This is a genomic window from Mucilaginibacter terrenus (assembly GCF_003432065.1).
Classification (GTDB): Bacteria; Bacteroidota; Bacteroidia; order Sphingobacteriales; family Sphingobacteriaceae; genus Mucilaginibacter; species Mucilaginibacter terrenus.
Genome location: NZ_QWDE01000003.1, coordinates 396,938 through 417,926 on the forward strand (window position 1 = coordinate 396,938; position 20,989 = coordinate 417,926).

The 20,989-nt window shown below is 43.7% G+C and carries 17 protein-coding genes and 1 tRNA gene; 7 read left to right on the plus strand and 11 right to left on the minus strand.

Annotation, left to right across the window (positions count from 1 at the left end; genetic code table 11):
• Positions 1 to 242: 242 nt before the first annotated feature.
• The 3 genes from DYU05_RS17175 to DYU05_RS17185 all read right to left on the minus strand — a co-directional run bounded on the left by DYU05_RS17175 (position 243) and on the right by DYU05_RS17185 (position 2,027).
• The gene (locus DYU05_RS17175) at positions 243 to 827 is read right to left on the minus strand and encodes a 50S ribosomal protein L25/general stress protein Ctc (RefSeq protein ID WP_117384365.1); all 585 of its coding nucleotides are present in this window, start codon (positions 825 to 827) and stop codon (positions 243 to 245) included.
• A 54-nt stretch (positions 828 to 881) separates the two neighbouring features.
• Entirely contained in the window at positions 882 to 1,826 is a 945-nt protein-coding gene (locus tag DYU05_RS17180; protein WP_117384366.1) for a ribose-phosphate pyrophosphokinase, read from the minus strand.
• 130 nt (positions 1,827 to 1,956) lie between these two features.
• A tRNA-Gln gene (locus tag DYU05_RS17185) sits at positions 1,957 to 2,027 on the minus strand.
• A 190-nt stretch (positions 2,028 to 2,217) separates the two neighbouring features.
• Between DYU05_RS17185 and DYU05_RS17190 the strand changes: the two genes are divergently transcribed.
• The 5 genes from DYU05_RS17190 to DYU05_RS17210 all read left to right on the plus strand — a co-directional run bounded on the left by DYU05_RS17190 (position 2,218) and on the right by DYU05_RS17210 (position 9,896).
• On the plus strand, positions 2,218 to 5,355 hold the full coding sequence (locus DYU05_RS17190; RefSeq protein ID WP_117384411.1) for a protein O-mannosyl-transferase family: 3,138 nt from the start codon (positions 2,218 to 2,220) through the stop codon (positions 5,353 to 5,355).
• A gap of 120 nt (positions 5,356 to 5,475) precedes the next feature.
• Positions 5,476 to 6,858, plus strand: coding sequence for a serine hydrolase (locus DYU05_RS17195; protein ID WP_117384367.1), 1,383 nt, complete (start codon positions 5,476 to 5,478; stop codon positions 6,856 to 6,858).
• Between the two features lie 99 nt (positions 6,859 to 6,957).
• Entirely contained in the window at positions 6,958 to 8,013 is a 1,056-nt protein-coding gene (locus tag DYU05_RS17200) for a sensor histidine kinase (RefSeq protein WP_117384368.1), read from the plus strand.
• A 21-nt stretch (positions 8,014 to 8,034) separates the two neighbouring features.
• A complete protein-coding gene (locus tag DYU05_RS17205) occupies positions 8,035 to 9,216 on the plus strand; it encodes a TlpA disulfide reductase family protein (protein WP_117384369.1) in 1,182 nt (393 codons plus the stop codon).
• Positions 9,213 to 9,896, plus strand: coding sequence for a LytR/AlgR family response regulator transcription factor (locus DYU05_RS17210; RefSeq protein ID WP_117384370.1), 684 nt, complete (start codon positions 9,213 to 9,215; stop codon positions 9,894 to 9,896). The genes DYU05_RS17205 and DYU05_RS17210 overlap by 4 nt, the downstream gene beginning before the upstream one ends.
• 54 nt (positions 9,897 to 9,950) lie before the next feature.
• Here DYU05_RS17210 and atpG read toward each other — a convergent pair whose 3' ends face one another.
• From atpG to DYU05_RS17250, 8 genes are all read right to left on the minus strand, one after another.
• Entirely contained in the window at positions 9,951 to 10,868 is a 918-nt protein-coding gene (gene atpG / locus DYU05_RS17215) for an ATP synthase F1 subunit gamma (RefSeq protein ID WP_117384371.1), read from the minus strand.
• Between the two features lie 76 nt (positions 10,869 to 10,944).
• Entirely contained in the window at positions 10,945 to 12,519 is a 1,575-nt protein-coding gene (atpA, locus tag DYU05_RS17220) for a F0F1 ATP synthase subunit alpha (protein WP_117384372.1), read from the minus strand.
• A gap of 32 nt (positions 12,520 to 12,551) precedes the next feature.
• Complete coding sequence (gene atpH / locus DYU05_RS17225) at positions 12,552 to 13,100, minus strand: ATP synthase F1 subunit delta (protein ID WP_117384373.1); 549 nt, start codon at positions 13,098 to 13,100, stop codon at positions 12,552 to 12,554.
• Positions 13,101 to 13,160: 60 nt separating this feature from the next.
• Positions 13,161 to 13,652 carry a F0F1 ATP synthase subunit B gene (gene atpF / locus DYU05_RS17230; protein WP_117384374.1) on the minus strand — a complete coding sequence of 164 codons (492 nt, stop codon included), beginning with the start codon at positions 13,650 to 13,652 and terminating at the stop codon, positions 13,161 to 13,163.
• Between the two features lie 94 nt (positions 13,653 to 13,746).
• On the minus strand, positions 13,747 to 13,956 hold the full coding sequence (gene atpE / locus DYU05_RS17235) for an ATP synthase F0 subunit C (RefSeq protein ID WP_067187534.1): 210 nt from the start codon (positions 13,954 to 13,956) through the stop codon (positions 13,747 to 13,749).
• Between the two features lie 44 nt (positions 13,957 to 14,000).
• Positions 14,001 to 15,005 (minus strand): F0F1 ATP synthase subunit A, encoded by a 1,005-nt coding sequence (atpB, locus tag DYU05_RS17240; protein WP_235854045.1) that lies wholly within the window; start codon positions 15,003 to 15,005, stop codon positions 14,001 to 14,003.
• Positions 15,006 to 15,118: 113 nt separating this feature from the next.
• Complete coding sequence (locus DYU05_RS17245) at positions 15,119 to 15,493, minus strand: hypothetical protein (protein WP_133300256.1); 375 nt, start codon at positions 15,491 to 15,493, stop codon at positions 15,119 to 15,121.
• 2 nt (positions 15,494 to 15,495) lie between these two features.
• Positions 15,496 to 15,726 carry an AtpZ/AtpI family protein gene (locus DYU05_RS17250; RefSeq protein WP_117384377.1) on the minus strand — a complete coding sequence of 77 codons (231 nt, stop codon included), beginning with the start codon at positions 15,724 to 15,726 and terminating at the stop codon, positions 15,496 to 15,498.
• Positions 15,727 to 15,797: 71 nt separating this feature from the next.
• On the opposite strand from DYU05_RS17250, the gene porW reads away from it, so the two are divergent.
• On the plus strand, positions 15,798 to 18,707 hold the full coding sequence (porW, locus tag DYU05_RS17255) for a type IX secretion system periplasmic lipoprotein PorW/SprE (protein WP_117384378.1): 2,910 nt from the start codon (positions 15,798 to 15,800) through the stop codon (positions 18,705 to 18,707).
• 4 nt (positions 18,708 to 18,711) lie between these two features.
• Positions 18,712 to 20,988, plus strand: a complete 2,277-nt coding sequence (locus DYU05_RS17260; protein ID WP_117384379.1) for a penicillin-binding protein 1A — start codon at positions 18,712 to 18,714, stop codon at positions 20,986 to 20,988.
• Position 20,989 lies beyond the last annotated feature (1 nt).

The following is a 20,989-nucleotide window of genomic DNA, read 5'->3' on the forward strand; positions in this document are numbered from 1 at the left end:
GGTTTAAAGCCCATCTTGTTTTTGCGGCAAAAGTAATGATTTTCTTTCGACTCCCCCTGCCTACTCTCTCCCCGGCTTGGAGAGGGTGCAATCGGCCTGTTTTATTTGTTATTCTCTAATGCAGGTCGCCTGTAGTGGATAAAGATTGGCGATTATGGCTACAGGGTAAGTAAAAAAAGCGACAGGCATATACCTGTCGCTCTAATTCCCTTAGGTTCCCCCTTTAGGGGGTTAGGGGGTAATTATTTCTTACCAGAAGCAGCTTCCTGCTCTGCCTGGCGTAATGCACGTGAAGTAGTTACAGACACAATGGTATCTTCCTGTGCGTTAGTGATAGTAAGGTTAGGAACCTTAACGTCGCTTACGCGTACAGATTTACCAACTTCCAGTTCGTCAATAGCAACTTCAATGTTGTCCAGGTGATCTTTTGGCAACGCTTTTACGCGCAGTTTGCGTAACTTTTGTACCAGTTTACCACCAACCTTAACACCAGGAGAAGTACCTGTTAATTTTACAGGGATCTCGATAGTTACCGGTTTGTTCTCATCTAACTGTAAGAAGTCGATGTGGATAAGCTGTTCTGTCAACGGATGAAACTGGGCATCCTTAATGATGGCCTGAGTTGTTGTACCGTCTACTGTGATGTCGATGAATTGAACAACCGGAGTATAAATCACGGCTCTCAAATCAGCTGCGGACACAGAAAAGTGGGTTTGGGTAGCCCCACCGTAAAGCACTGCAGGCACTAAGCCCTGGTAACGCAGCTCTTTCGCGTCTCTTTTCCCTACGTTCTCTCTTGGAGAACCGCTAATAGCAATTGATTTCATTATTATTTATTATTCAAAGCCACACCAACACGGTATGGATATTTTTAATCTCTTTTAGTCTACCCTGAACAACTGGCTTATAGAACCGTGCTCATTTACATTCACTATCGCTTTCGCGAAAAGATCAGCGGTAGATAATACCCTTATTTTAGAGCTTTGCTGCTTTAACGGAATGGTATCTGTTACGATAAGCTCCGTTAAGGCGGAGTTCTCGATAGTTTCGTATGCCTTACCCGATAACACTGGGTGCGTACATACCGCTCTTACCGACTTTGCACCGCGCTCCATGATTAGGCCAGCTGCTTTAGCCAGTGTACCTGCCGTGTCGCAAATGTCATCTATCAGCACAATGTCCTGACCGGTAACATCACCAATTATGGTCATGCTTTCTATCTCGTTTGCCCGCTTTCTGCGTTTATCGCAGATAACAACTTCGGCGTTAAAGAACTTCGCAAAACCACGTGCCCTGTAAGATCCACCCATGTCTGGCGAAGCAATGGTTAAATTACCTAAGCCAAGGCTTTTTATATATGGAACAAAAATGATAGATGCATCCAGGTGATCTACAGGAACGTCAAAAAACGCCTGTATCTGCGCTGCGTGCAGGTCCATCGTCATAATACGGTTAATACCCGCAGCCACCAACAGGTTAGCCACCAGTTTAGAACCAATAGCCACTCGTGGCTTATCTTTCCTGTCCTGCCTTGCCAAACCAAAGTAAGGTATTACTGCTGTAATGTAATGTGCAGATGCACGGCGCGCGGCATCTACCATCATCAGCAGTTCCATAAGGTTATCTGTTGGCTGGTGAGTGCTCTGTATCAGGAAAACATCGCATCCGCGAATACTTTCGTTAAAATGCGGCTGAAACTCGCCGTCGCTAAAACGTGAAAGAACTACATCGCCCAGGGGCTGGCCATAAGCATCAGCTATCTTGTCAGATAACTCTTTAGAACCAGAACCTGCAAAAAGCTTAACGGTATTAAACTGTAAAGGCATCTTTATTTACGATTTAGATTAAGAGCAATGTTAATCCTTATAATCTCAAACCCCTATAAAAAACTTCGGATTTCTTATTTTCAAGAGGTGCGTCCTGCATTGAAAATTCGAAATCCGAAATCATTTACTGTTGCCCGACCAGGATTCGAACCTAGACAAACGGTACCAAAAACCGTCGTACTACCATTATACTATCAGGCAATCTCCTTTGGCTAGCAAGCTCTCCGAAAAGGAATGCAAATATAAGACGATTTTTTACACTTCAAAAGCAAAATGTAAAAAAGTATTGCAGCCTTGTTTCAAGCGTTAAAAAGTGTTAATGTACCTTAAACATCCTGATACTTTTACTACTTTCGAAACTTCAAAAAACCTATCGTACAGCAAACGAGCTATGGACTATAAAAAGATAAATAACATTTTTGGCTGGGCTGCTTTTGCAATAGCCTCATTAACATACATTTTAACGCTTGAACCTTCTACCAGCTTCTGGGACTGCGGCGAGTTCATCGCTTGTATATTCAGGTTGCAGGTAGCCCACCAACCGGGTGCACCTTTGTTTACCATGATAGGTAAAGCATTCTCGCTGTTATCTATGGGTGATAACAACAAAGTGGCGTACTTCACCAACTTCTCCTCGGCACTGGCAAGTGGTGCTACTATTTTGTTTTTGTTTTGGACCATCACCGCACTTGCCAAAAAGCTATTGGTAAAGGCCGGCGAAGAAATGACCACTACCCAGGTTATTCTAATAATAGGATCGGGTTTGGTAGGTGCATTGGCATATACTTTTTCAGACACCTTCTGGTTCTCGGCTGTAGAGTCTGAGGTTTACGCGCAATCCTCACTTTGTACTGCTGTAGTTTTCTGGGCAATATTAAAGTGGGAAGCGCATGCCGACGAGCCATACGCAGACAGATGGATTGTTTTTATCGCCTACGTAATGGGGCTTTCCATCGGTATCCACTTATTAAACTTATTGGTGATACCAGCAATAGGGCTTATCATCTATTTCAAGAGAGCTAAAAATGTCACTACCGGCGGCACCATTGGTGCGTTTGCGTTAAGCATTGTAATACTCGCCGTAGTACTTTGGGGTGTTATTCAGTTCACCGTTAAAGGTGCGGCTTTCTCTGACCTATTCTTTGTGAATACCCTGGGCATGGGTTTCGGGACCGGCGCAATAATCTTCTTCCTTCTGGTTGCAGCAGCCTTAGTGACAGGGATATACTTTACAGTTAAGCCATCTAACATTTTAATTATTATATCTGCTGTTTGCTTTGTTCTGCTGCTAACGTTTAGCGCCGGCATAGCAGGTTTCATGGGTGCAGCTGTTACAATTGCTTTACTAGAGTATGTGGTTAAGATACGTACTCGCCGTGCCGTACTTAATATGGTGCTGATATCGGCAGTGTTTATCCTGTTCGGTTACAGTTCTTTTGTAATGATCGTTATCCGTGCTAAGGCCAGCCCTAACCTTAACAACAGTAACCCGCAGGATGCTTTTTCTCTTAACAGCTACCTTAACCGAGACCAATATGGCGAAACACCTTTGTTATACGGCGAGTTTTTTGATGGTAAGCCGGTAGAGCAAACCGATGGCGCTACGATATGGCGTCGCGGCGAAAAGAAATATGAAGTTGCCGGCAAAAAGCTGAATACCACCTATGACCACATGACGCTGTTCCCCCGCATGTTCAGCCAGAAACCTAACCACCCGGAATTCTACCGTGATTGGATGAAGATGGGTCCACAGGATAGCCCTACGATGGGTACCAACCTTGGGTTCTTTGCAAGCTGGCAGATCAGCCAGATGTACACCCGTTACTTCATGTGGAACTTTGCAGGCCGGGCCAATGACCTGGACGGGCAGACCAACGGTATTGATGGCAGCTGGATAAGCGGGGTTAACTTTGGTAAAGAATTGCCTAAATCTGTAACCACAAGCAATGCTTACAACCGCCTGTACTTTCTGCCGCTTATTATAGGTTTATTGGGTATGATCTACCATTTCCGCCGCAACCAGCAGGATGCAGGTGTGGTATTGGTATTGTTCTTCTTTACAGGCCTGGCAATTGTGCTTTACCTTAACCAGGACCCGCTGCAGCCGCGCGAGCGTGACTACGCTTATGCGGGCTCGTTCTATGCTTTTGCAATATGGATAGGCCTTGGTGTGCTCATGATTGCCGAGCTTATCAGCAAAGCGCTTAACCCTAAAGTAGCTGCAACTGTGGCTACCGCTGCTTGTTTGCTGGCTGCTCCGGTACTTATGGCCAGCCAGGAGTGGGACGATCATGACCGCTCTACTAAGCTTACGCCGCACGATATGGCGTACAACTACCTTAATTCCTGCGCGCCAAATGCTATACTGTTTTGCTTCGCAGATAACGACACCTATCCCCTCTGGTATATACAGGAAGTTGAAGGTGTTCGCCCGGATGTGCGTATTGTAAACCTCAGTTTACTGGGTACAGACTGGTATATCAAGCAAATGAAGCAAAAAATGAATGCTTCTGACCCATTGCCTATCAGCATGCCTTACGATAAATTTAAGATGGGTGTGCGCGATGTAATTTATTTTGAAGACAGGCAACTCCCGGGTTCAACCGAGTTAAAAGACATCTTCAACTTTATTACCTCAGATGATCCGCAGACCAAGCTTCCGCTGGAGAATGGCGAAACCACCAACTATTTGCCTACAAAAAATCTGAAAATAACAGTAAATGCAGATGAGGTGATAAAAGCTGGCGCCGTGCCTGCATCTATGCGCGACCGTATTGCTCCTGAACTTGATTTCACCTACCCAGGCAAATGGGTGACCAAAGACAACCTGGCCATTATGGATATACTTACCCATAACAACTGGAAACGTCCGGTTTATTTCACCGTTACTGCCGGCAACGAGAACATGCTAGGTCTGGACAAATACATGTATAACGAAGGCTTTGCTTTCCGCCTGTTACCGCTTAAGCCTGATACTACTATACAGCCCCTGGAAGCTACTAATACCATGGTGATGTACAATAACATGATGAACAAGTTCAAGTTCGGCCAGATGAAAACGGCTAAAAACCTTGATAATACATCCACTACCCTATTCTATCCGCTGGTTACGCGTATGTATGCAGATCTTGCTGATAACATGATGCGGGAAGGGCATCCAGATATGGCAAAAAGCGCGCTGAAGAAGTACGCCGACAATATGCCTGAGAATATTACATCTCCCGAGTTAGCTATCCGCAAGTATTATATGCTGCAAACAGCATTTCATGCCGGTGATACAGCTTTCGGCCTTAAACTGATGAAGACCCTTGATGACTATATCATGGATCAGTTGAAGTACAACTACGCGGTTTATCAACAAGATAGCAATAATGTAGATGTAAGGTCCGTACAGTTAGCGCTATCAATGCTCAATGGCATGAACGGTGTAGCAAAAAGCGTAAACCAAACACAATGGGCTACTCAAACTGATGCGCAACTGAAAGATTACAGCACCAAGTTTGGCGGGTTGCAGGCACCGCAACAATAGCATTCGCATAAAACAATCTAACTGCCGGTACATGTGTACCGGCCTTTTTTATGTCCGCAAAATTCATCTTTTGTTGAGGTAACAAATGCTACCTGCCAGTATCTAAATACAAAGTGTGCTATGAAAACCTTCTACAAAATATATCTGGCCGTCCTGCTTTTACCTGCTTACAACCTGGTTCATGCTCAGGGCAAGGCTGCTATTATCGACACATTGATGCAACGCACACATCGTTTAGGCTTATTTAATGGTAACATACTGGTGATTGATCACGGCAAAAAGGTTTACCAAAATGCCATTGGACAGGCAGACACAACGGGCAAGGTAAAACTCACCAGCGAATACCGCTTTCATATTGGCTCTATAGCAAAGGAATTTAACGCAGTAGGCATTATGATGCTGAAAGAACAAGGCAAACTCAGTCTTGACGACAAGGTGTCCAAGTACTTGCCGCAATTGCCTGCATGGGCAAATACCATCAGCATCAAAAATCTGCTTCAGTATACCAGCGGTGTTCCTGATGTAAAGTGGAAAACAGTTAAGAGCGATGCTGATAACATGGACGACCTCACGAAAGTGCAGCAACTGGATTTTGAGCCTGGTACAAAATACGCCTACAATAACAACAACGTTTTCCTGCAACGGCGCATTATCGAAAAAATAACAGGACTTAGTTTTAACCGCTTTGTTGAGGAGAAACTGCTAAAGCCTGCAGGAATGTCAACAGCTGTAGTAGATCCAAACGAGAACACTCCTTTAATGGCAGTATCATACAACAACAATAACCGACCGGGATCTTTTTTCTATCCGATAACCGGATGGACAGCCGTTACACTTGCCGACTTCTATAAATGGGAACAGGCATTAGAACGGTTTAAATTAATAAGCCCTGCATCAACGCAAATACTCCTGACACCATTTGCTCCGGGCAAGCAGTGTGGTTTAGGTGGAGGCAGCATGCAAAACAATAAGCTGATACACCACCAGCACGACGGCATTAGTATTAATTACCAGGCATTAGTGGTTGCTGATCCGCTTAAAGGCCGTACTGTTATCCTGATGAGCAATAACAAACAAAATAATGTCTATGACATTAACAATGCGCTGCAGGACATATTAGATGGCAAAGCTTATGTACAACCTAAACGTCCTGTAATCAGTGACTATCAACAGCAACTTGCAACAATGACTGGTGAGCAGGTAATTGTGCTATTGAAAGACCTGAACGTTAGATATCCGGAAAAATACGACGTCAGCAGTGAAAAAGGAATAAACGAGGTAGGCTACGCCCTGATGAATAACAAACGGTTGGATGCCGCAATTGATCTTTTCAGGTACAACATCGAGCTGCATCCAAATTCAGGAAATGCTTACGATAGCCTCGGTGAAGCCTACTACAATAAAGGTGACAAGCAAAATGCACTCAAGAATTATAAGCGCTCATTACAGTTAGATCCAACCAACACCACTGCTAAAACTATCATAGCTGAACTAGAAAAGTAATATGGTTAACTAGCGTTATCATAACGCTCACCCCAAAGTTCCGGCATTTCACCACATTTATTTTCCAGGTTCAACATGTATGCTTTCATTTGAAACATAATGAAAGCATACCTTCGTAAATTCCACATCTATTGGTTACAACACTTCGCCCTGGTATGGCTTGTAACCAACATTTTCAACCTTGTAAACTACGCCTATAAGCTAAGTATCTGGGGGCCGATGACACTGAATACAGATGGCACACCAATAACGCTTTGGCAGATGTTTGTTATACACAACTTTCAAAAGCCCGATTACCTGTACCTGCTACTATTTACGTTTCTGGTAGAGCTAAACTACAGGTATACTTTCAAGAGATATAATCTCGCAATATTTGTCGGTGTGGCAATTATAGTTGCTGCGATTGGTACCGCTACCTCGCTTTACCTTAGCACCAATGGTTTCCAGAACAAATATCCCACAAACCTCTTTGAGCCCTGGACTGCAGCTGCCATCTATGCCGTTTTTTACGGATTGATACGAGAATTCTTCTATCAACGCCTATATAGACTTAAAGTAAGGGTGGAGCGATCGGAAACCGAGCTGAACAGCCTGAAGCAGCAGCTTAACCCCCACTTTCTGTTTAATACCCTTAACTACTTATATGGCACCGCTCTGCAAGAAAAAGCAGAACGCACAGCCGAAGGTATAGACATGGTAGCCGCAATGATGCGCTACACCGTAGCTGGTGTACAAGAAACATTTGTGCCACTTAATGAAGAGATACAGTTTATCCGGAACTATATAAGCCTCCAAAAGTTAAGGTTGCCGGCTGGTACGGCTCAGCAAGTAAAAATTAATATCGACGTACCTGACAGCGCAATCCAAATAGCACCTATGCTGCTGCTGCCCTTCATTGAAAACGCTTTTAAGTACGGCATCAGCAACGATCAAGCGAGTACCATCGAAGTAGATGTCGGCTTACATGAAAATTCCTTAGGAGCAATAATAACCAATACCATTGCTCAAGGAGCCCCTCATGTAAAAGGTACCAGAAGCGGAATTGATACTTGCAAAAAAAGATTGGAACTTTTATACCCTGAATCGCATACGTTGAAAATAATGCCAACTCCAACCAGCTATAGTGTAAATCTCCTTATCAGTCTCAAACAATAATCAACCCTAAATTCAAAACTCATGAAAAGATCGTTTATCATCTTAATGGCATTGCTATGCGCTTTACCGGGCGTTTGCCAGCAACTTAGTTCGTCCAGCAACTTTACAATCAGCCTCACAGCTAACAAAGTAGCACCGGGAACAAAACTGTACCTGTTGTATCAAACAGATGGTAGCAAGTTCGTGGATTCTGCCATGCTGATAAAAGGTTGCTATCATCTATCTGGCAACATAACCAAACCCATTCGGGCAACAATGGTATTGGACATCCATAATAAGGGGTTACAGACATTACTTAGAAAGCGGCAGCTAACGAGCGATGTATTACAGTTCTATATCCACCCTGGCATCATTAAAGCAACAATAGGCAACACACTTGCCGAAACAACATTTATCCAGTCGAACATTAATAAAGACTTTGCGATACTCAAGGCAAGCCTCAAAACCATCTTTGATCGCGAGAAAGAGATCAGCAGCAGGTTAGTTGCCGAGCAGGATACTGCTAAACTAAAGCCGCTTGAAAAAACATACGACAGTTTGAAAATAGTACGTATGCCAATATTAAAAGCGTTTATCACTGGCCATCCAAACAGCTATATATCTCTTGTTGCATTACAGGAATACTACAGCCGATTGCAAGCCGCCGACAATTACAACCTTACACAAGCACATCTTAATGAAAGCAAAAGTATGTTTAGCAACCTTGCAGCCTCTGTTCAAAACACAACAGACGGAAAGCAATTTGCGCGTCAGTTTGCTAACGTAACACGCTTAGCAGAAGGTACAGTTGCTCCTGAGTTTTCCCAACCCGATGAAAACGGTTTTCAGGTAAGGCTATCATCTTATAGAGGGAAATACGTTTTGCTTAACTTCTGGGCGTCCTGGTGTGGTCCATGCAGGCAGGAAAGCCCACAGCTGGTGAAATTATACAACCAATTTTCAAGCAAAAACTTTGCTATATTGGGCATATCACTGGATGATAAAGAAGGCCGAAAGGCATGGCTGAATGCGATTAAAGTGGATGGTTTGCAATGGACACAAGTAAGCGACTTAAAGCACTGGGATAACGATGTAGTAAAACTATACTCAATCGCAGCCATCCCTCAGAATATTTTGATAGATCCGGATGGCAGAATAATAGCCAACGGCATATCTGTAGAAGATCTAAGAATTAAGTTGAACCAGCTTTTGCTTGCAAAATGATTGATGCTATTGCTATAGACGACGAACCAGTGGCGCTTGATATCATCAGGATGCATACCGAAAAAATCCCGTTTGTAAATCTGCAGAACACCTTTGGAAGTGCGACAGCAGCACTAACCTTTTTGCAAGAAAATACCGGCGTTAGCCTGATCTTCCTCGACATTAACATGCCAGGAATGAGCGGACTGGAGTTTGCCGCTCTTGCGCCGGCAGGTGTCCAGATCATTTTTACCACAGCACATGCCGATTATGCAGTTGCAGGTTTTGACATGGCGATAACCGACTTCCTGCTCAAGCCGATTAACTACAACCGCTTTTTGCAGGCCTGCACCCTTGCACTTAATCGTGCAGAGAACAAGGTTAAGCCCGATAACAACATACTTTTTGTAAAGGACGGGTACAAATTCGTTAAAATAGATCTGGCAAAACTCCTCTATGTAAAAGCCCACGATAACTACTTAAATCTCGTTGAGCCGGATAAGCAAACTTTAGTAAGGATGACGTTACAGGAGTTATCACGAAAGTTACCGTCCAGCTTTGCTAAGGTGCACAAATCATATGTCGTGAATACAGTTTTAATAGATCATCTGGAAAGTCACCAACTCACAATAGCTGGCATTAAGATCCCCATAGCCAAGACTTTCTTAGAAGACCTTAAAAAAAAATTATTTATAGGTTGATAACAAAAACGGCCTCCCAATTGGGAAGCCGTCCTTTATATTGTTGCTTTTGAATTATGCTCCTGCAAGGGCCGCAGCACCACTCACAATTTCGGTAAGCTCTGTAGTGATAGCTGCCTGGCGTGCCTGGTTGTAAGACAACTTCAGTGCTTTCAAAAGTTCACCGGCATTTTCAGTCGCCTTATCCATTGCTGTCATACGCGCGCCGTGTTCAGATGCGTTAGAATCAAGCACCGCACGGTATAACTGTATTTTGATGTTCTTAGGGATAAGCTGCTCTACAATCTCTTCTTTCGATGGCTCAAGTATATAATCAACTTGTGCGGGGTTCACCTTGTCCTTAGCTTTAAATGCATCGGCTTTGGCTTCAGGCTTTTCGTCTGCCTTCGGCACCGGTAATAATTGTTCGGTGATCAGGTACTGTACAGCCGCATTACGGAAGTGGTTATATACAAGCTCCACACGGTCGTAGTCACCGTTAACAAATCCCTTCATTACCTCTTCAGTTATTTTTGATGTATTCTCAAAGTTCAGCGCAAGGTACAAGTCGTTGTTGTTGCCAATTACATTGTACTTACGACGCTGATAGTAATCCTGAGATTTCTTACCTATAGAAACTATAGAAACATTACCAGCCTTCATCTGCTCGCTGTATTTCTCAGCAATAAGCGCGTTAGCCGCCTTAATAACGTTACTATTAAAAGCACCTGCCAAACCGCGGTTAGACGATACTACAACAACCAATACACGCACAGGCTCGCGGTCCTGCAGGTATGGTGATGCGCCGTCTTCCAGACTTGATGACAAGTTGGATAGCAGATCCTTCAACTTATTTGCGTAAGGGCGTAATTGTATAATAGCGTCGGTAGCTCTTCTCAGCTTAGCCGCCGAAACCATTTTCATGGCTTTAGTGATCTGCTGCGTGGAGTTTACCGATACTATCCTGTTTCTTACTTCTTTTAAATTAGCCATTCTCTTTTATGAGCGGTTAATGGGAAGCAGTAAACAGTAAGCAATTCACTTACTATTTACTGCGTATGTTTCATTATTAGTATTTACCTGCAAGCTCTTTAGCAACTGTTTCCAGTACGCCTGTGAGCTGGTCATCAAACTTACCTGCTTTAAGAGCAGCAAGTACTTCAGGGTGACGTAGCTCCAGTTGGCTGGTGTACTCGCTTTCAAACTCCCTTATTTTGTTTACAGGTACATTACGCATTAGGTTCTTGGTACCCAGGTAAATAATAGCTACCTGTTTCTCTACAGATACCGGTGAATACTGGCCTTGCTTAAGTATCTCGACGTTACGAGCACCTTTGTCGATTACGTTCTTGGTAGAAGCGTCAAGGTCAGAACCAAACTTAGAGAAAGCCTCAAGCTCGCGGTATTGTGCCTGGTCAAGCTTTAAGGTACCAGCCACCTTCTTCATCGACTTGATCTGCGCGTTACCACCTACACGAGATACCGAGATACCCACGTTAATTGCAGGACGAATACCGGCAAGGAACAAGTTAGACTCCAGGAATATCTGACCATCGGTGATCGAGATCACGTTGGTAGGGATATATGCAGAAACGTCACCAGCCTGTGTTTCGATGATAGGAAGCGCGGTTAACGAACCACCACCTTTTACAATATGTTTGATTGACTCCGGCAGATCGTTCATTTGTTGAGCGATGTTGTCGTTAGAGTTGATCTTAGCGGCACGCTCTAATAAACGACTGTGCAGGTAAAACACGTCACCAGGATAAGCCTCACGGCCCGGTGGACGACGTAATAACAACGACACTTCACGGTAAGCAACAGCCTGTTTAGACAAATCATCATAGATGATCAAAGCCGGACGGCCGGTATCGCGGAAGTACTCACCAATTGCTGCACCTGCAAACGGAGAGAAGAACTGCATGGTAGCAGAGTCGGACGCGTTAGCGGCAACAATAATTGAGTACGGCATAGCGCCGTTCTCTTCTAATGTGCGCACAATGTTTGCTACGGTAGAAGCTTTCTGACCGCAAGCAACATATATACAGATAACCGGCTGGCCGGCATCATAAAATTCTTTTTGATTGATAATGGTGTCAATACACACAGCTGTTTTACCAGTCTGGCGGTCACCAATAACCAACTCACGCTGGCCACGGCCGATAGGGATCATCGCGTCAATCGCTTTGATGCCTGTTTGCAATGGTTCGGTAACCGGTTGGCGATAGATAACACCCGGAGCTTTACGCTCAAGTGGCATTTCGTAAGTCTCGCCAAGGATAGGGCCTTTACCATCAATAGGTGTACCAAGGGTATCCACAACGCGGCCCAGCATGCCTTCACCCACCTTAATAGATGCAATGCGGCTTGTACGTTTTACAGTATCACCTTCTTTTATTTCGTCGTATTTACCGAGCAATACAACACCAACGTTGTCTTCCTCAAGGTTCAATACGATACCTTGCAGACCGTTATCAAACTCAACCAGCTCGCCTGATTGTACCTTAGTTAATCCGTAAACGCGTGCAATACCGTCACCTATTTGCAGTACGGTGCCTACTTCTTCTAATTCAGATTCTGACTTAAAGCCGGCTAATTGCTGACGCAGGATAGCTGATACTTCGTCTGGTCTTACCTCTACCATTTTTGAATTTATTTTAGAGTTTTAATTTATTATTATTTGATTGCAGCTTGTGCAAAATCCTTCTTAACTTTCTTCAGGCTTGCAGCAATGCTAGTGTCAATCTGCCTGTCGCCTACTGTTAAAACAAATCCACCGATTAACGACGGGTCTACTTTCTCACTAAGCTTTACAGTACCACCTATTGCTTTCTGCACATCATCCAGCATCTTTTGCTTGTTAGCAACTGATAACGGAGTAGCGGTAACTACCCTGGCGCTGGTAATACGATTCTTTTGATTATACAGGTTAATGTATTCATTTGCAGTAGTTACAAGAACTTCACCGCGGCCTTTATTAACCATTATATTAAAGAAACCGATTGTAACCTTGTTTACGCTTTTACCAAAGATCTCAGCCAGGATGCTGGTCTTTTTGCTGTGCGATATGATCGGGTTAGCTAATACAGCACCCAGTTCAGAGCTTCCTTTTATGGTTTTAAGAAACAGCTCCATATCATCTTTAACCTCGCTCACAGTGTTCTGCTCTGCTGCAAGGTCAATTAATGCTTTGGCGTATCTTAATGCTACTGTTACTTCTGACATATTCTAGTGATTGGTGGGTATTGAGTTGTTTGATAATTACTCAATGCGCACGACTCTTTATTACAATTTCACTTCCTTTAAAAGTTCGGCAACCAGGGCATCCTGTCTGTTGCTATCTTCTAATTGCTTACGCAACACTTTCTCAGCTATCTCCAAAGATAAAGCAGCAACCTGATTTTTCACATCAGCCAGGGCAATTGCCTTCTGGTTGCTGATCTCGATACGGGCAAGCTCAATCTGGCGTGCACCTTCTTTTTGTGCGCTTTCTTTAGCTTCGCTTACAATCTGTTCTTTAACCTTGCGTGCTTCTTGTAATATAAGGTCACGTTCTGCGCGTGCTTGTTTTAAAAGAACTTCGTTCTCGTTGGTAAGGCGCGCCATTTCTTCTTTAGCTGCCTCAGCTTTAAGCAAAGCATCTTCAATAGAACGCTCACGCTCGTCAATGGCGCCCATAATAGGCTTCCAGGCAAATTTAGCCAAAATAAAGAACAACACTAAGAACGATACCGTGGTCCAAAAAACCAAACCTATCTCTGGGGTTACTAATTCCATTTGATATATACTATATAGTTAAATGCCATTGTTAATGACCGTATTCTGCCGCCAACCGCTGCAGGATACGGTCAATAATTTTTGTTGCTCCGGATTATTTTAAACCCAGGAACGATACAACCACACCGAACAGTGCAGCACCCTCAATAAGGGCGGCAGCAATGATCATCGCAGTTTGGATCTTTGAAGCAGCTTCAGGCTGGCGAGAGATACCTTCCATCGCTTTACCACCTACCTGGCCAATACCAATACCGGCACCGATAACCGCTAAACCTGCACCTAATGCAGCAATACTTCCGAACATTGTTTTAAAATTAAAGTGAATATATATTACAGTTATTTACAAAATTAATGGTGGTGCTCCTCAATAGCTGTACCGATAAACAATGCGGTCAACAGCGTAAATATGAACGCCTGTAATGCCGCTACCAGCAGCTCGAGCACATCCATGAAAACCACGAACGCAACTGATACCGGAGCTATAGCAAAGCTTTTGAATACAAAAATAAGCGATATCAAACTTAGCACGATAATGTGGCCTGCAGTGATGTTCGCAAACAAACGGATCATTAAGGCGAATGGTCGTGATATGATACCCACAAGCTCTACCGGCCACATAATTGGGTAAAGCCAAACAGGTACATCCGGCGCGAAAATGTGTTTCCAATAGTATTTGTTACCGTTAACATTAACCACAATTAGCGTAATAATTGCTAAAACGAATGTTACAGCAATATTACCTGTAAGGTTAGAACCACCTGGGAAAAATGGAATTAAACCTATAAGGTTGTTTATAAAAATAAAGAAGAACACAGTAAGCAGCAACGGCATAAAGCGTTGATATTTGTAGCCTATGTTTGGGCGGGCAATATCATCACGCACAAAAAGGATAACTGGCTCTAAAAATGATTGCAAACCCTTTGGGGCCTTACCCTCGCGCTTTTTGTAAGCAGAAGAAATCCCAAGGAAAATAATCAGGAGAACAAGTATAGACAACCACATGCTTACTACGTTCCTGGTTATCGAGAAATCTATAAGCTTATTATGCATGTTAAGCATATTTGCACCGGCGGTAAGCTCTTCTCCCGGGCCAACGATACTTACCTTATCTTTTATTAAGCGATAAGTATAATACTGTCCCTGGTAGTCGGCATGCCCGTGCTCGAAATGTTTCGATGAAAAAACCTCAACTCCTTTGTCGGTATAAAGGATCACCGGAAGAGGAACTGTGGTAGTACCCCAAAGGTGCCAGCTATGCGAATCGGCAATGTGCTCCAGGATCACTTCACTCGGATTAAATTCCTCCTGATTGTGTGTTTCTGAAGCCTCTGAGGCATGTTCTTCTGCCTGCATAGCAAAAGTTTTACAACTAACGAACATCAAAAAAACGCCTAAAACGACGTTTAAAGCAACTTTTTTTGATTTCAAAATCCGGCTTAAATACATTTAATGAGTGTTTTTTGCTTCTAATTTTGGTGGCGCAAGTTACTCAACAAAACGTAAACTTCAAAGCCTGTATTCAAGAAATATACATAACAAAAATCAACCAGGAACACGCCATGGCTGATGTGTATTTTTGACACAAAAATAAGCGCGAAACCCATGCTGGCAAGCATTTTTACAATGGTGGTTGCTAAAAATGTTTGAGCAAATAAATCTGGCTTTATTCGCTGTATCACAACCATGGATACAATCAGCATAAAAGTAAATAGGCTCACAAACGAAAAAAGCACCCAGAATTTAGGCACAAGCAAGTTCCCGCTGCCTGTGTAGCTTAACAAAAAAGGCACTGATGCCAGCACTACTGTAAACACCAGGAACTTGATAATAGGTGTAAACACTTTCAACTTTTTGTAGATCTGTAAACTAAGTATAATGATATGAAAACGCCAGCCAGCGACATAACGGCCGTTACCCACTTGGTAACATGACCTGTGCTCTCATCTATTTTGTACCCGGCAAATGTAAACGCCCCAATGATCACGATCATCTGGATAGCTATCCCCATGTACTTTGCGTAAGAACTTGCCTGCGTGCTTGCGTCTGTAGCTCTGTCATCTTCAATTTTAGCCATCCGCAAATTTATTGAACCTATTGCATACTATTTAGTAAATTAGCAATTGCTTTTTTAAACCATCTTTTGCCTTGAAGTATCCTTTTACAAAGTTCGCGTTATATTTATATGCAGCACTACTAACAGGCATAATTTCAGGTATATCCGGCTGTTCGCTCGAAAAGAAAAGCGCAGTTAACCGCGGCTTGCAAAATCTCACGGCGCACTACAACATTCTTTTTAATGCACGCGAAACGTTGCGACAAAAACAAGAAGCTTACGCAACGGGCTTTATTGATGACTACAGCGAGCTGCTTTCCGTTTACCAGGATACATCAGCTGCCCCGCCCGGAGAAGACAAGGATTTGATTGCTACAAAGCAACGAGCCAATAACATCATCAGTTTAAAAGAACAAAGTCACTACATTCCAGATGCATACTTGGTACTCGGTAAAGCCAACTATCTTGAAGCAAATTTCTTTAATGCTGTCGAATATTTTAATTACGCTTTGCTTATTGCCACACCTAAGCAGGAAGACCTTAAACAGGAGGCACGCGTGTGGAAGGCACGCTCATTGCTTTACCTAAATAACACTGCCGAAGCAAAGCTTGTTATTGATACCGCAATACAAAACGTTGATACCAAAAGAGGCATTACGGCAGATGTTTACGCTACAAAGCTACAATTTGATATAAACACAGGCAATTATACCGAAGGCGAGGAAATGGCGAAGTTGGCCGTAGAAAAAGCCGGCAATAATTTACAGAGTATGCGTTGGACTTACATCCTGGGGCAATTGCAGGAATTGAACCATAAATCTGGCGATGCGATTATAAGTTACTCACGGGTGGCCCACAGCAACGTTAGTTTTGACATGGCGTTTAATGCTACCCTCAACCGGATACGTATTGAAGACAGTGAAAACGGGGTTAAGACCAGCCGCATAGCGCGGTTGCGCAGTCTCTTACGCAACCCTAATAATAACGAATTTATTGATCAGATCTACTACCAGATAGGTCAGCTGCAGTATGTTGGTAATGACGTTGATGGCGCGATAAAGAGCTACAAACAATCTACCAATGCCAGTCAAAAAAATCAAAATCAGAAAGGACTCTCCTATTTGCGGCTCGCTGACATTTATTTTAAGAACAAAGCCGATTACGTTTCATCAAAAAACTATTACGACAGCTCGTTAATCAATCTATCTCCTAACTATCCGGGTTACCTTACAATTAAAAGGAAAGCAGATAACCTGCAGTACCTTGCTGATAAGCTGGATATCATTTCAAGGGAAGATACCGCTCAAATGCTGGCTGCCTTAAATGAGCCATCCCGTGTCAAACGGATAGACGAGATGGTTGCGCGCCATGTACTGCAACAACAAACTACAACTAATCCTGTAAGTGGCGGCAACAGCGGCTTTTCTGCAGTTGACGACTTTGGCAACAGTGTATCACCAAGGGCAAGCGTTCCTAATGGCACCAGCTTTTATTTCTACAACCCTAACGCGGTAAGCCAGGGTTACACAGACTTTAAACGAGTTTGGGGCAGCCGTAAACTGGAAGACAATTGGCGCCGTAGCAATCGATCAAGCAGCGACATTACCATCAATAATACCAATACAGCACGCAACATTGATCCTGATGCTGTTGCTGTTAATATTCAGAAAAGCCCTGGCCAGGTTGATGCAAGTAGTTACCGGCAAGATATCTTACAAAACCTACCGCTTACGCCCGAGCTTTTGGCAAAATCTAATCAGCGCCGGTACGATGCTTACCTTGATATCGCTAACTTTTACAGGGATGTTCTTGATGACAAGATTGAAGCTGCATTAGCTTACGAGAATATACTAAGGCTCTTTCCTGGAACAGACAACAAAGCTGCGATATACTATAACCTTTACAGGTTATACAACGACGGCAACGCTCCTTTATCAGATAAGTATCGGTCGTTGGTACTGAAGGAGTACCCGGAATCTCCATTCGCTAAAACCATTTTAGATCCCGATTATGGGAAACGTTTAAATGATGAAGATACCGGCTTCAGCATCCTATATAACCAGGTGTATGATCTTTATGCCACACGGAAGTATGCACAGGTAATTACCACTACCGATGGGCTACTGCAGCAGTATCCAAATAATCGGTATGCCGCCCAACTTGCTTATCTAAAAGCTTTCGCCGCCGGGCACCAGGAAAAACTTGAGTCGTTTAAAGCCGACTTGCAACAAATTGTTGCCAAATACCCGGCAGACAAGCTAATTACGCCATTGGTAAACCAACATCTGGAATACATCAACCTAAACCACGAAGAACTTGCCGCACGCGCGGTCGTAATAACTGATAGAGAAGCAAAGGATTTACAGTTTACCATCCCCATAGTGTATCAACAGCAAACAGAATATCGCAAAGCATCCACCGGCGGGCAGACAATAGCGGCTCCGGATGTACGAAAGCCAGAGAAAAAACAAGACCCTGCGACAGCAATAACTAAGGTTACCCCTGCTGTAATTAAGCGCGACAGCACAGTTAATACAACTACAATTAAAGAACTTGTAAAGCAGCCAGAGATTAGCCTTGAAGCACCGGATGAAAAGCCGGCGAACATAAAAACAAACTCCCTTGCCAAACCGCCATCCATATTCAGTGACAAGGATAGCACCAACTACTTTTTTGTTGTAAATGTAAATTCAGGTACAACTAATTTGTCGTCCTCCCGTTTTGGTATTGGTCAGTTTAATCGCGTGCAGTATCAGGGTAGCCCTATCAGCCATCAGCTGAAAAACGCCGGACCAGATAATCAGCTTATCTACGTTGGGCGTTTCTATTCTCTTAATGATGTTAAAAAATACGCCAGGCAAATTGTCCCTCTTCTTCCTGACATCATGAAGGTACCAAAGGGCAAGTACAGCTTTTTTATCGTAACCAAAAAAAATCTGGATAAATTAGCCGACGCAAAAATACTGGAGAGTTACGTAGATTTTTACCAGCAAACCTATTAATGTAATGGCAAACAAGATATATAGCAGAAATAATGCTAACGACAAAAACAAGCTTACCTCTCAGGACATCCGAAGATATAACTGGTACATATGGCGGCTGGTAATAGCCGGTTTTGCGTTTTTTGCTATCATGATCATGCTTATTGCTTTCCAGGTGTTCGGTACGTTGCCGTCCTTCCGTGAACTGGAAAATCCTAAAAGCGACCAGGCATCCCAGGTAATTTCGTCTGACAACCAGGTCATCGGCAACTACTATATTAAAAACCGTACTAGTGTTACTTACAAGCAACTATCGCCAAACGTGATAAACGCGCTTGTAGCTACCGAGGATGCCAGGTTTTATGAGCACTCCGGCATAGACTTCCAACGAACCTTCAGCATTTTAGCCTACAACTTAATTGGCAAAAAACAGGGCGGCAGTACAATTACTCAGCAATTAGCCCTTAACCTGTTTTCTGAACGCGCCAGAAATCCCTTTAAGCGTATCATTCAAAAACTGCAGGAATGGATAACCGCTGTTAAGCTGGAACGGAACTATACCAAAGAAGAGATCCTTACACTGTACATGAACACTGTAGACTTTGGTGCTTACAACACCTACGGAATAAGCGCGGCTTCTCGTACCTATTTTAACACAACACCGGACAAATTAACTCCGGACCAGGCAGCCATGCTAATGGGAATGATAAACGGTCCCGGTATTTACAGCCCGATCAATCACCCTGACAATGCACTTAAACGCCGCAACTTTGTGTTGCGACGGATGGCTGAAGAAGGCTACTTAAGCGCAGGACAAGCAGAAGAGTTTAAACAAAAACCTCTTGGCTTGCAGTTTAAGATTACCGATCATAATGATGGCATGGCTACCTACTTCAGGGCCGTCCTTAAAAGAGAGGTTCAAAAGATTTTAGTAGATAAATCAATACTCAAACCTGACGGCGTTACCCCTTATGATCTTGATCGCGACGGGTTAAAAATATACACAACCATTGATGCTACCATGCAGCAGTACGCTGAAGAGGCGCAAAAAGAATACATGCGTAATCTACAAGCACAGTTTAACGACCACTGGAAAGGTTATAACTTAAAAAAGGCTATACCAACTTTTAAGGCGTTAATTGATAAGGGTATGCACCGGTCTGACAGGTATGCTTCGTTAAAGCAACAAAACAAAAGCGACGAAGAGATACGTGAAGATTTCAACACACCCGCTAAGATGAATATCTTCACCTGGCACGGGGACGTAGATACGCTGATGAAGCCGATTGACTCTATTGTTTATTGCAAAATGATGCTGCGGAACGCCCTGATGAGCATGGATCCTACAACAGGCTATATAAAGGCCTGGGTAGGCGGAACAAACTTTGAGCATTTTAAATATGACCAGGTTAAAATGGGTACGCGCCAAGTCGGTTCAACAGCTAAACCATTTACTTATGCAGTTGCGATAGATGATGGTTTTTCGCCTTGTATGCAGGTAGCAAATGAGCCGATTACTATTACTGGCTACGGAGCTGACTGGAGCCCGCGATCTTCGCCGTCCGAGACTGTGCCGGGCGTTATAACACTGCGTACGGCTCTTGCCCGTTCGCAGAACTGGGTAACGGCTTACGTTATGAACGAGGTTAAACCACAGCCGGTGGCCGACCTGATCAAGAAAATGGGGGTAACCAGCCCGGTACCGCCGTACCCATCCATCTGCCTTGGCACGTTTGACGCATCGGTGTTCGACATGACCGGGGCTTACAGCGCCTTTGCGAACGAAGGTGTATGGACAGAACCTACCTTCTTATTACGCATTGAGGACAAAAATGGCAACGTATTATACAACAATACACCAAAGGTGGTGCAAGCCATTAACCCGCAAACAGCTTATGTAATGACGTATATGCTGAAAGGTGTGGTTGATGAAGGTACAGGCTGGCGTTTACGTGGCAAGTACGGTCTAACAAATCCAATTGGGGGTAAAACCGGCACCACTAACGATAACTCCGACGGCTGGTTCATTGGTATTACTCCGCAATTGGTAACTGGTATTTGGACAGGTTGCGAAGACCGCGATGTGCATTTCCGCTCTACCCGTTTGGGAGAGGGTGCAAATACGGCGCTTCCAATATTTGCCGGCTACATGAAACGCGTTTATGCGAACAACAAACTTGGCATTAAAAAGAATGTTGATTTTGTTCCGCCTAAGAGTGGCGTAAGCATCACGCTGGATTGTGGCGCCTATAGCCAGCAACAAAAGGGAACTAACGAGGTGGAAAAGAAGCTGGACTTCTAAA

Bases quoted from the DNA above. Each gene is read 5' to 3' on its own strand.
- DYU05_RS17175 (WP_117384365.1), bottom strand. From the start codon at position 827: ATGAAATCAATTGCTATTAGCGGTTCTCCAAGAGAGAACGTAGGGAAA.
- DYU05_RS17180 (WP_117384366.1), bottom strand. From the start codon at position 1,826: ATGCCTTTACAGTTTAATACCGTTAAGCTTTTTGCAGGTTCTGGTTCT.
- DYU05_RS17190 (WP_117384411.1), top strand. From the start codon at position 2,218: ATGGACTATAAAAAGATAAATAACATTTTTGGCTGGGCTGCTTTTGCA.
- DYU05_RS17195 (WP_117384367.1), top strand. From the start codon at position 5,476: ATGAAAACCTTCTACAAAATATATCTGGCCGTCCTGCTTTTACCTGCT.
- DYU05_RS17200 (WP_117384368.1), top strand. From the start codon at position 6,958: ATGAAAGCATACCTTCGTAAATTCCACATCTATTGGTTACAACACTTC.
- DYU05_RS17205 (WP_117384369.1), top strand. From the start codon at position 8,035: ATGAAAAGATCGTTTATCATCTTAATGGCATTGCTATGCGCTTTACCG.
- DYU05_RS17210 (WP_117384370.1), top strand. From the start codon at position 9,213: ATGATTGATGCTATTGCTATAGACGACGAACCAGTGGCGCTTGATATC.
- atpG (WP_117384371.1), bottom strand. From the start codon at position 10,868: ATGGCTAATTTAAAAGAAGTAAGAAACAGGATAGTATCGGTAAACTCC.
- atpA (WP_117384372.1), bottom strand. From the start codon at position 12,519: ATGGTAGAGGTAAGACCAGACGAAGTATCAGCTATCCTGCGTCAGCAA.
- atpH (WP_117384373.1), bottom strand. From the start codon at position 13,100: ATGTCAGAAGTAACAGTAGCATTAAGATACGCCAAAGCATTAATTGAC.
- atpF (WP_117384374.1), bottom strand. From the start codon at position 13,652: ATGGAATTAGTAACCCCAGAGATAGGTTTGGTTTTTTGGACCACGGTA.
- atpE (WP_067187534.1), bottom strand. From the start codon at position 13,956: ATGTTCGGAAGTATTGCTGCATTAGGTGCAGGTTTAGCGGTTATCGGT.
- atpB (WP_235854045.1), bottom strand. From the start codon at position 15,005: ATGCAGGCAGAAGAACATGCCTCAGAGGCTTCAGAAACACACAATCAG.
- DYU05_RS17250 (WP_117384377.1), bottom strand. From the start codon at position 15,726: ATGGCTAAAATTGAAGATGACAGAGCTACAGACGCAAGCACGCAGGCA.
- DYU05_RS17260 (WP_117384379.1), top strand. From the start codon at position 18,712: ATGGCAAACAAGATATATAGCAGAAATAATGCTAACGACAAAAACAAG.